Origin of the sequence: Weizmannia sp. FSL K6-0777, from assembly GCF_038593185.1 — a bacterium.
Taxonomy (GTDB): Bacteria; Bacillota; Bacilli; order Bacillales; family Bacillaceae_C; genus Weizmannia; species Weizmannia faecalis.
Genome location: NZ_CP151971.1, coordinates 198,496 through 209,978, shown reverse-complemented (window position 1 = coordinate 209,978; position 11,483 = coordinate 198,496). Strand labels below are relative to the sequence as shown.

General features: G+C 38.8%; 10 protein-coding genes. 6 read left to right on the top strand and 4 right to left on the bottom strand.

The annotated features are described in order from the left end of the window. Positions 1 to 43 precede the first annotated feature (43 nt). Positions 44 to 1,777, bottom strand: a complete 1,734-nt coding sequence (locus tag NST70_RS01110) for a methyl-accepting chemotaxis protein (RefSeq protein WP_035190179.1) — start codon at positions 1,775 to 1,777, stop codon at positions 44 to 46. 349 nt (positions 1,778 to 2,126) lie between these two features. On the opposite strand from NST70_RS01110, the gene NST70_RS01105 reads away from it, so the two are divergent. The 6 genes from NST70_RS01105 (at position 2,127) to NST70_RS01080 (ending at position 8,998) form a co-directional block, all read left to right on the top strand. Further along, on the top strand, positions 2,127 to 2,858 hold the full coding sequence (locus NST70_RS01105) for an NAD-dependent protein deacylase (RefSeq protein WP_061565118.1): 732 nt from the start codon (positions 2,127 to 2,129) through the stop codon (positions 2,856 to 2,858). Positions 2,859 to 3,131: 273 nt separating this feature from the next. Continuing rightward, positions 3,132 to 4,004: an MFS transporter gene (locus NST70_RS01100; protein WP_235601861.1), complete on the top strand. Its 873-nt coding sequence runs from the start codon at positions 3,132 to 3,134 to the stop codon at positions 4,002 to 4,004. A 640-nt stretch (positions 4,005 to 4,644) separates the two neighbouring features. Next, complete coding sequence (locus NST70_RS01095; protein WP_104851082.1) at positions 4,645 to 5,280, top strand: glycine-rich domain-containing protein-like; 636 nt, start codon at positions 4,645 to 4,647, stop codon at positions 5,278 to 5,280. A 92-nt stretch (positions 5,281 to 5,372) separates the two neighbouring features. Continuing rightward, entirely contained in the window at positions 5,373 to 6,584 is a 1,212-nt protein-coding gene (locus NST70_RS01090) for an MFS transporter (protein WP_014096450.1), read from the top strand. A 627-nt stretch (positions 6,585 to 7,211) separates the two neighbouring features. Continuing rightward, a complete protein-coding gene (locus NST70_RS01085) occupies positions 7,212 to 8,138 on the top strand; it encodes an oxidoreductase (protein ID WP_104851081.1) in 927 nt (308 codons plus the stop codon). After that, positions 8,135 to 8,998 carry a hypothetical protein gene (locus NST70_RS01080; protein ID WP_035182809.1) on the top strand — a complete coding sequence of 288 codons (864 nt, stop codon included), beginning with the start codon at positions 8,135 to 8,137 and terminating at the stop codon, positions 8,996 to 8,998. The genes NST70_RS01085 and NST70_RS01080 overlap by 4 nt, the downstream gene beginning before the upstream one ends. A gap of 194 nt (positions 8,999 to 9,192) precedes the next feature. Here the strand turns inward: NST70_RS01080 and NST70_RS01075 are convergent, their stop codons facing one another. The 3 genes from NST70_RS01075 to NST70_RS01065 form a co-directional block, all read right to left on the bottom strand. Further along, positions 9,193 to 9,945: an acyl-ACP thioesterase domain-containing protein gene (locus tag NST70_RS01075; protein ID WP_035182811.1), complete on the bottom strand. Its 753-nt coding sequence runs from the start codon at positions 9,943 to 9,945 to the stop codon at positions 9,193 to 9,195. A gap of 195 nt (positions 9,946 to 10,140) precedes the next feature. Further along, positions 10,141 to 10,656 (bottom strand): ClbS/DfsB family four-helix bundle protein, encoded by a 516-nt coding sequence (locus tag NST70_RS01070; protein ID WP_026683804.1) that lies wholly within the window; start codon positions 10,654 to 10,656, stop codon positions 10,141 to 10,143. Between the two features lie 92 nt (positions 10,657 to 10,748). Next, on the bottom strand, positions 10,749 to 11,174 hold the full coding sequence (locus NST70_RS01065; RefSeq protein ID WP_026683805.1) for a hypothetical protein: 426 nt from the start codon (positions 11,172 to 11,174) through the stop codon (positions 10,749 to 10,751). Positions 11,175 to 11,483 lie beyond the last annotated feature (309 nt).

The following is an 11,483-nucleotide window of genomic DNA, read 5'->3' as shown; positions in this document are numbered from 1 at the left end:
CTTTTTCTATAGTGTTTTCGCATTTATTAAATCCGGGCACAAGCTACCGGAGTTGTGCTTCAATATTTGACAGCAATTCTAAGACCTGGTTGGAGGCTTCTTCCAACTGTTTTAGCGCACCTTCTCCAGTTTTCACCTCTCCCCTTTTAAAACTTTCCACTGCCTGTCTTGCATAATGATGGACTTCTTTATGCGGCTTTTCCAATTGTTTAAAAGCATCTATTTTCCTGATATTTTCAGGCAAATTTCCGTAATACCATTGGCCTAACCGGCAAGTTTCGTGAGAAGTCAACTCATTTTCATCAATATTTCCCAGTCCCATCAGCATGTTATATACTTTCCACTTCCAAAGCAGGTGATCCGTTTTCGTGATTCTTACAATATCTTTTGAGCTAAACTTAATGTTAATCGTAAAAAAGTTTTTCCTAAAGTGATCCATTTTTTTGCTTAAATCAAATACTAATTTTGCTGTTTTTCGTGCAATCTCCTGGGACTGCTGACTGTGATTTCTTATTGTATTATTTAAATTTGCAATTTCGTTAATGGTTGCGGATTGTTCTTCACTCATTGAGGCAATTTGTGTAATCGATTCATTGATACTTTCCATCATTTTTACAATTTCCATAATTTCTGTACCGGCAAGTTCGGCATGGCCGACACTTTCCTTTACAATTTTGCCTGTTTGCTGTATTTCTTGGATGACCTCATTGGCCACTTTTTGCAGCGCTTCCATGTTCGATGTAATACTGGAAATTTGAACTTTCGTATGTTCTGACAGCTCCCGGATTTCTGAGGCAACAACAGCAAAGCCAAGCCCGTTTTCTCCAGCCCTTGCAGCTTCAATGCTGGCATTTAAAGCAAGAAGATTGATTTGGTCAGCTATCCCCCTGATCACATTTATAACATCTTTCGTATTATGAATTTCTTTATCCAGCAGCTCCACTTTTTCAAACACGTTTTCATATACTTGCCCGACCATTTGAATATCCCCAAGCGCATGATCTACTACTCTTTTGCTTGTGAACACAGACTGGACTGCCTGGTCGGTCCCTTCCGCAACTTTGGTTGCATATTGGGCCACTTCCTGAATGGATGCGCTCATTTCTTCCGTTGCCGCCGAAACATTATCCGTCTCTTCTATTTGCCTGTTCATCGATTCAATTAATTGTTTGGTTTCATTAATTTTCGTTGTCTCATTCAGCATATCTGACATACCAAACAAAAAAGTTCTGAACGTTTCTTCCATATAGACTTCCACAATTAATTGTTGGTCAAACGCAGCTAACTTCTGAACAGCAAGGACAACCTTTGTCATTTTGTCGGGCGTATGATGTAAATGCTTCATGAGTATAGAGCCCATCGATTGAATCAAAAAATGGTGGGCTGCAATAAAATTATCAGCCGTTAAATTAATCCTGCTATGGACTTTGCCAATTTTAATTCTTGTAAGCACATAGGTTTGATCCACTTCTGCTTGAAAAAACTGCTCCACATATGTTTTTAAAGTTTCATACAGCCTGTCGAGGGTAGAATATCGCATAATGAGTTTATGAAATTGTTCAACTGAAGTAAGCCTTTCATAAAAAATTTGAACCATCTTTTCCTTATAAGGCTCTATAATCGCTGCCGCTTCCCGAACATTTTGTAATGTTTCCTGATCCACACCGAGGTAATTTAATTTTTCCCGTGCCCTTCCTCCAATTTCCGTTATATCCGTATCATCGCAATAATGCATGTACTGGTCCCATGATTTTAACTTTTTTAAAAAGATCCCCATAACACTCTCCCTCTTTCCATTGATTTCCACATTATTACTATTTTCACAAGAAAAAAGTCACAAGTCAAGCGTTTCCATTCAATATTCCGGCTATATTTGGCGAATAGAAATGAATTTAAAGTCCTATTGTATGCTAAAAATATGACGCAAGGTTCGCTAAAAAAGTAGAAACTCTGTATATTACTCGAAGGGGTAGATGAGCAAAAAAATGGGAGGGCACTCTGACATCTAAATGTACACTTTGAAATGAAAATGTAGAGAGAGCATTCGCTTTTTGAAGTTTTCTGGCAGGTAGCGTACAATGATTTGTAGGGAAACTTATCTAACATAAATAAGGAGAGCGGATTTCATGTTAGAAGATTGGTTAAAGTCATCCCGTCATACGGTCGTCTTTACCGGAGCAGGGATGTCAACCGAAAGCGGACTACCGGATTTTCGTTCAAGACATAACGGACTGTGGAAAAAGAAAGATCCAAGTCAAATTGCCAGTACGAAAGCCCTGAATGAAAATGTCGAAGCATTTATCGCGTTTTATCGGGAACGCGTATTAGGCGTAAAAGAATTTGGGCCGCATCAAGGTCATTATATATTAGCCAAATGGGAACAGCAAGGGTTCATTCGCTCAATTATTACTCAAAACGTGGACGGCTTTCATCAGGAAGCGGGCAGTAAGCGGGTCGCTGAATTGCACGGCACCCTTAAAAAAGTCCATTGCCAAACGTGCGGAAGAGAATATAGTAGTGAAAACTATGTCAACAACGATTTCTACTGTGAATGCGGCGGGGTGCTAAGACCAAATATCGTATTATTTGGTGAAGCGCTGCCACAAGAAGCTTTTCAATTTGCTCTGGAGGAAGCGGAGAAAGCAAACCTTTTTATCGTTTTAGGTTCCTCTTTATCCGTTACACCTGCCAACCAATTTCCTTTAATCGCCAAAGAGAACGGTGCAAAATTAGTGATTGTGAACATGGAACCGACCCAATTTGATCGGTATGCCGATCAAGTGATTCATGATAAAAAGATCGGTCAATTACTTATAGAACTGGATAAAAAGATATCATCCCCAATTAAAAAAGTGTGAAAATTCGATAGGTAAATATTTAGTAATTAGAATTATATGTTTGAAGGTATTGCTAAAAGTGGAATTATAATTGCCTGTTTTCGGGTTGTTATGGCCATACTCCCCCCTCCCCACATTTGCAGGCGTTTCAATTTCCAGTATTCCGTTTCAGCTTCGACACCCAGTCAATCAGCCGTATACTTTGAAATATTTGCCGGAATGCCTTTTTATGAGCGTATATTTCACAAATGTTCAAGATGACATTCGTACGCCAGCCGCATAGATAAATTCCCTTTGGAAACGATTGATCGTATAAGAATTGCAGGGATCGGAGCTGGTCTTTATTCTCCGCTTGCCACGGCAACCGCTTCATCTCTTGTTTCCGATAAGAAGCGCGGACGTGCCTTAGGTATGACATTAGGCGGTATGAGCATGGGGACGGTCGTGGGGGTTCCACTCGGATTGATAGTTGCTGCGCATGCAGGTTGGGATGGGACGTTATGGCTCATTACGATACTTGGTCTCATTGCTATGATTGGGATTGTCATCTGGTTTCCAAACATTCCAGCTTCGCCCCCACCGTCATTACGGCAACGTCTTGCAATGCTGGCCAATGGAAGAGTAACAGCAACGGTTGGCATTACTTTTGTGACAGGCATTGCAAGTTTGGGGCTTTATACGTATATCGCTCCAATCTTGCAGAACTTGGATGGAATCCATTCTGTTACACCATATCTTTGGGCGTGGGGCATTGGTGGTGTTGTCGGCAGCTTATTCATTGGTACTCTTATTGATCGAATAGGACGTCCAGGCTGGATTACGGGCGGTATATTAATTCTATTAGCATTAGCCATGTTCAGTCTGCCGTTAGGTCTTAGAGTTCCTATTCTAATGTTTCTACCCTTCTTTATTTGGGGTGCAATGGGATGGGCTTCACTAGCCCCTCAACAGCATGTATTACTCGAGCTACAGCCTAAACACGGACCCGCTGTTGTCGCTTTAAACAGTTCCGCCAATTATTTAGGGAGCTCAGTAGGGTCTGCGCTTGGAGGGGTTGTTATGGTAGCTGGATTGACACCTTCCCAACTTCCATTTGCAGCCGGCTGTCTTGTGCTAGTGGCTTTACTAGGACAATTGGTGATTTTATCAACAAAAAGAAAGGGATAGAAAAATTGAATTTTGATTAAAAAAGACCATCTTGAAAACGAAAAAGGATGGTCTTTCTTGCCTCCTCTTAGAAAAGGATCAACCCCGCAACCTTTCTTAATAAAATGGTCTTATGTCGTAAATGACCTTTTTCTTGGGTCCAGATCATGATGAATGCCAATGCAATGTCATTCACCGACAGTCTTAAAAAACTTTTTCAATTCCCCTCCTAATCTGCATCGAGGATAGAAATTACACTGGTCAAAAGAAAAACTGAACCCGTTTTGGATCCAGTTTGAATTTGGTTTTCAATTGAATTTTGCCTGCCAAATCGGACTGTTTTCCTGTTGAATCCGGGACTGGCTATTTAGGACCTGTTGAATAAGCAAAAATTACAGATTAAAGAAGGATTTCGGCTACTTTTCGCGAATATAATGTGTAAGGAAAGCTGTCGGCAAATAGTTTCAATATGTAAAATGGGACACGGAGACCATTGGAATTATTTGGTACAAAAAGCTCTCCGTTACTTTTGAGCAGATAAGTATCTCCCTTTAAGGCAAGTCCTATAAGGTTGACATTTATTTGATGAACATACACATAAATTTCGGTAAGCCCTCATAGTTATAGTGATGTAGGAAATAAAATATGGGAGGTAAAGTATATGAGCAAACATTTTCCAAATGTGAGCGTGGACTTAATCGAGGCGGCTAGGAGGAGTGATGGGGTTTTAAGTAGGTTATCAGAAGAGGAACTTACATGTATAAAAAACAGATACTTGAAATTCCTATATTTAGTGAAAAAATATCCTTACACCTCAATCTGCCCTACGTATGATATTGACGAAATGTGGCACCTTCATATTCTTCATCCACAGAAATATTATAATGATTGCATGGATTACTTTGGTTGTATTTTAGATCATAATCCTGGTTATGGCAAAGAAGAATCTGAGCTTCCTCATTTATTGAATATATATAGGGAGTCTTTGAAAAAATGGTCCGTTGAATTTAAAGAAGACTATAATATACCGTTATCAGATAAAGTTAAAGAACTAGCCAAAAATAGCACGAATGCTGAAGTAAAGACTTGCTATAATGAACCATTGAAAGCTGGAACCTGCTACAATGAACCGTTGAAAGCTGCGACCTGCTACAATGAACCATTGAAAGCTGGAACCTGCTATAATGAACCGTTGAAAGCTGCAACCTGCTATAATGAACCGTTGAAAGGTGAACAAGAAAAAAAGACTTGCTTAAACGAACCATTAAAAACTGAACAAGCCAAGGTTCAGATTTAAGGTGAAAAGTCAGCAAACGATTGTTTATAAGGCAAGCCTATTTTAATTTAGGCTTGCCTTTGGCCATAAAAGCATTTTTTGGGGGTGCCAATATGTTAAACAACGCAGTAAACAGATTAATACTTGTTGATACCATTAATACGCTAGGTACCGCAATAACATGGACCGGTCTTCCCATTTTTGCCCTCAATCTAACAGGCTCATTCCTTTATGCCGGAAGTTTGTACCTTACAGAAACGATTGCGGGAATAATATCTACCATTGTAAGCGGACATTTTATAGACAAAGTATCTTCTAAAAAGATGATATTTACTTCCTTTTTTCTTAATTGCTTTGTTATGATAACATTATTTTCATTACTATCATTTAAACATTTTATTATTTTTTTATTCCCTTTGATGATCTTATCCCAATCACTTGGGCATTTTGCTAATCTGTGTCTTGAAGTATGGTTTAGAGATTTGACAATTAAAGATCCAAACATAGGATTAGCAAGGGCAATAAGCAAGAAAAACACGTTTACTACAACTTGTAAGACTGTAGGTTTTACTATCGGGCCACTCATTTTTGGTATTTTAAGTTCGTACGCCATTCTCATAGACTCTGCTTCTTTTCTCGTGTGCGCGTTTTTAATCATGAGGTTTGATGAAAAAATTCAAATCGAACACTCGCATGATACTGCATGGTTTTCCTTAGCATATTTGAAAAGGACTTTAAAAGATAAAATACTGCGGATTTACTTTTTCTCACATTTACTAGGTGGCATGATTGGCCCCGTAATGACGAGCCTTTCGGTGTATATTTTGGAAGGACATTTTAAAGTAGCTGACTTTGAAATATCGATTTTTTGGCTCGTTGGTGGTGTTTTTGTGATTTTATCCAATATGATATTATCAAGATCCAGTCTTTTATTCGCTTCAAAGGTATTTTTGTATTTTCTAACTGTCTTTTTGGTATGTGGGGGCATTGTTATGATGGGAGCCTCCTTAAACTGGATATTCTTTATAGTTGGATTTGCCATTATGACGATGGGAAACCCCGTAATAAATAATTTGCTCTCAGCTGAAACCTTTAAAGCGATCCCCCAATATGAAAAAGGTAAAGTAATGGGCGTGATGGAGGCATCAGCAGATCTAGGCACCCTTTCTTTTATGATCATTTCTTGGGGATTAATAGAAACCTTTGGGATATTTATAACTTGTATGATAATCGCCGTTATGGCCATCTTACGGATTACCTTGTTTTATTCTTCATTTAAGATAAAATCAGATATCCCGATAGAGAATATAACAAAAAACCTTTAGGAGAATATGTCAAACTCTTTGGAGAAAGCCACCAAAAACGCTGCCGGTAACATGGTTATCGGCAGAAAACACCAAAATGACCATATATTTTACGAATCGTTGCCATCCCCCTTATTACTCTAAAGAGGATCCAGGGTTAATCTTGGGCAGAGTTTCTTTTTTCTTGACTATATTCCGCAACTCCATTTTTTCAAAAACTACAAAATTGAGGGAAGCCGACTAAAATTTGTATTCTTCTTTAAATAAAAAACACATTTGATTTTCAAGACAGAAGTGATATAATTCACCTTAAAGGTTCCTCTTTCTGGTTTAGTAGTTTTTGTCAAACCTAATTATACCAGAGGTTCGAGGCACCTTTTTATTTTAAGCTTCTATTTTACTTTCGTAATTCAGAAGAAAAAAACTGGCAAAGGCTTAACATACAAATTCTTTTCTACCGAATTGACCCGATTGAAAATTGCAGGCGCGGTTTGAAAATGATCGTATTTTTGTTTATCTGATACCAAGAATAAGTGACCGCGATTAACCGAATTCGGCCGCTTATTTTAAGTACTAAACACTTACAAAGCGTTCTTATGTTTGACGCTTTTTAAGCCTTCGGACTATTAAAAAATGAAGGTGTATAAGATGAAAAAATTCGTCTTTATGGTGGCCGGAGTGATCATCATTGGTTTCATCATCATGACAATCTCGTTCTATAAGTCCCAGCGATTGCCCTCTCCTCCATTTGATCAAACGATTGATGAACAATACGGCGACGGCGCGCCATTAAAGCCTAAACAAACAACGCCACTTCAGCCGCATTATATGGATGAAAAGAATGGCTATGCGTTAACAAACAATCAGCTTAAGATTACGTTTGATAAGGGCGGCCATTGGGTCACCGTCCCGGTAAAAAAAGATCAGTTATTTAAGGGGGAATATAACGGCAATGAACAAGAACTCATCGAAAATAGCTATGTTCTCACGGCAAAACGGGCGGCATTCCTCTATTCAGATGAATCAGAAGATAAGGAAACGTTACTCATTTATACGCTTGACCAAGGCAAAACGTGGCAGCGCGCGGTTGTTGAAAAAGACTTTCCCGGCATACGAATTCGAAAAGTCGCGTTTCTGAATGATCGTTTCGGTTATGTGATTCTTACCGGCTATCGGACCATGTCACAAGAAGGTTCAAATGCTTATTTAACCTATGATGGCGGTAAGACTTGGCATATCACCGGCTTTACAGGGGATTCGCGGCTGCTTTCTGACGGTGGATTTATCGATGAATCAACCGGATTTATGTCTTATGGGACGATTGATCCTGAGGAACCGGATTTCCATGTGACGCAAGACGGCGGAAAATCGTGGAAGAGGGCGGAAATAAATATACCGGCAAAGTATCATAAGATCTTTGTGACGGCTGAAATCCCCAAAAAAGAAGGCGATCACCTGGTCCTACTTGTTAATCAAGGTCCCAATGGCGATTATAAGGGTGGAAAAGTTAAAGGCAAGTTCATATCAAAAGATAATGGGTTGACATGGGAGTTTTCGACGGAGGTAGGCGAATGAGCCAGGTAAAAGGATTATATATCAAAGTGACCGGGTGGATGCTGCTTCTTTTCGCCGTTGGTTTCTTTTGTTTGCAAATGGGCTGCCTATATGCGCATGAAAGATTTCAAGCGGAGTATGTCGATGACAGGCTCTTTTACTTCATCAATATCCTTTGCTTCATCTTTTTAGCGCTGGCCATTATACTTCTCCTGAAACCTTCAAAAATATGGCTTTGGGCTATCAGTGGCTTGGCTGTCGTCTTCATCCTTGCAAGTGGAGGCTTGCTTGTTGCGAGTAACAAGGAAATAAAAAATATCACAAGCCTCTCGCCCGATTACAAACATGTGGTGTCGATCAAAGAAAAGACGAAGTCCGGCGACGCCGTCTATCTAAGGTCTTATTTCGGTATCCTTGCGCGGCCAAAAGAAAGACTGCCCTATAAGACAGACGGGGTGTTTAAGGTCAAATGGCTCGCCAACGATATCGCCGCAGTGACTTATAAGACAGCTGACGGAAAGATCGAGCAATTCATTGCGACATACGGTGACCGGTCAGATGGTCGTTCCTATTATTATGTCGGGTCGGAAATCCAAGGCAAGTGGCAAGGAAAAAATACCAAAGTGGTAAGCGATACAAAAGGGATAACGGTTATTGTGGGCGGGCGTACAGAATTTTTTGATTGGCGCCATATCAAACAATTTGGTACGCTTGCCATCGTTTTAGAGAAACAAAAGCAGGCGGTTTGGACGATTTCACTCAATGATAATTTTGTCGTTCCCGCATTATCTGGAGTGCCGAAAACCGGCGACATAAGTTTATATCAAGCGACGATGCGAGATAATAAACCAATCATTCTGCATGATCAATCGCAAAAGTGATGATATGGCTAACGATTATAACCGAATCTCAATAGGATTCGGTCATTTCTGAAACCAAACTTTAACAATAAAACTCGTTCTGCCAGACTTAATTAACTTGGTTATGGCCAATTGGTTCATCCTTTTGAAAAATAAGACAACACAGACACCATGATTTAAAGGAATTTATGAACTTGGACCTGATTGAGAGCCCCTTAATGAATCGTGATGTGCGATTTAAAAATGGTATGATGATCGGTTTGATTGATCCCCTCAACATAAAGCTCGTGCTCGTCCATTTTGGAAATATCTTTGTATAGTGTAATGGAATCTCCCGGCAAGGCTTCTTGATTGAAATTGATCTCTATTGTATGAATGGGGTGCCTTTTGTGAAAATCCGGAAGAAAGCAATCCATGATGTAATCGACATATTTGGAGTTATTGAGATGGCCGTTAAAATCGATATCACTGTACCCAATGACTTTTTGATAAGCGGGTTCTAATCCGCCAAAATCTTTGAACTTCCCAAATTTCCCTTCAATAGCGCGTTCCGTACGGTTTTCAGGGTAGTGGATGTTAATTGATTCTGTTCGTTTAATTTTCCGATCGTTTAAACCCATGACGACCCATTTTGATGCCGCTTTTGTGATGACCGCTCCGGTGTGATCTTTGACAAGAAAGTCGCGGTCAAAATCAATCTTGCTTGGATGAAGCGGCCACGTTTCAATCGTGATGTTTTCATCCCAAGTAGGATGGCGCAGGATATCCACGCGAATGCGGGTTAAAATCCATGCCACCTTATACTTCTTCTCCAATGTCTCAATGCCATAACCAAGATCCTCGGCAGCGAGGCTGGCAATGTCTTGAAACAAGCTGAACAATGCGCTTAGCTTTAACTTCTTCGTAAAGTCAACATCCCTAAGTTCTATATGATACTGTCCTTTATATAGAGATGATCCGTTTGCCATTTTGAAAACTCCCTTAAAATAAGCTGCCCTTATTTTACCATATTCGTTCGAAAACGAGCAGAGACAGCGCTTTACCTTATGTGGGAAATTTTTCTCGATGGGTTTTAAATACCGGGTACTCCAAGACACTCCTTTTGTACACTTTCGGCTGCGAAAGGTCTCTAAATTTATTTGATCCTGCAAATCCATTAAAAATTATATCCCTTTCATCTTTTTCCATTTTCTAATTTTAGTTCTAAATGTTTTAAATGGCGCTACTGTATTGATATGAATCCACTTCCAAATTGGCCAATTGGACGGTGTTGAAGACGCCCACTGTCTGCCGCCTTGCCCAAATAATTCTTGGTCATTATAGCTTTCAACCAATTGAATGATTTTATGAACATCCTGATTAAACAGTTCAATTAACGTTTCAATCGAATCATTTGCATATTTATCATAAAAGCTCTGATAAAGCCCCCCTAGGTTATTCCATTTATAATCTGGCGCAGGTGTTATTACATTTTTTCCCTCTTTGTTATCTTGTTCCCATGATAATATTAAATTTAACCATCCCAGTTGGTAAGCAATCATCTGGGATGGCGTTCTATCCACTCCGTTTACAAATACATCTTTATCAAGATTATTAATAGAACGGAATTCATCAATAAATAACTTTGCACTCTTAGTAATTTCATCAATCAAGGCTTTTTTACTCTCATATTTTGGCAATCGTAATACCCCTTACCGAGTTTTGAGTGTTCATGCTTTTATTTTTGCTTTAAACCCTTGTAGAACAAGGGGTGAGAATAGATTTCGGTATTTCAACTTTTAGATAAAATTTCTTTTGCAACTGGAAATTCACCTATTTTGTCATACTTCTGAAGCAATTGTTTTGAGATTTCAATTGGATATTCTTCTTTTTCATTTTGAGTAACACCTAGTACATTACATAATCCAGAATGAAATTCTTCTAAATTTGGAACTTTACCTTCTTGCATATACTCTTTTTGAACTTTGAGAAGGAAAAATGAAATCTCAGCTCGCTCTTCACCACTTAAATCTTTTTTTACAGCAATGCAATCAATATCTAATAATAAATTAGGAGATATTTTTTGATTTTCAATAATTTTTATTAAAAGGCCTTCTAAAAGTTCAACCTTAGAATTTAAGTTATAAACTTCTTTATCTAATCTTTCTACCTGGTTCTCCAAATTTTCAATCACTTGCGAGGTATTTTTAGCATCCATACTTATTCTCCTATCTTTTTTTAAACGAGACTAAAGATTTGAATCACTTTTACAATGGCTTTAGCACCAAATCTTGCAGCTGTAGCTCCAAGTGGTCCCTTCATAGCATCGTATTAAAGTTTCTTTTAGTTTACCTTATCTAAAGCTTCTAATTTACGTAGAGCAGGTTTTACATGACTATGCATAACGCTTCCTACTTTTTTCACAGCTGTTTTACCAAAATATTTACCTACTAGATTAGTAATAGGAGTAGTACTATCAATTGCCCATCTTAAAGCCTTCTTATTTATGTAAGTTGGTTCTGATTGA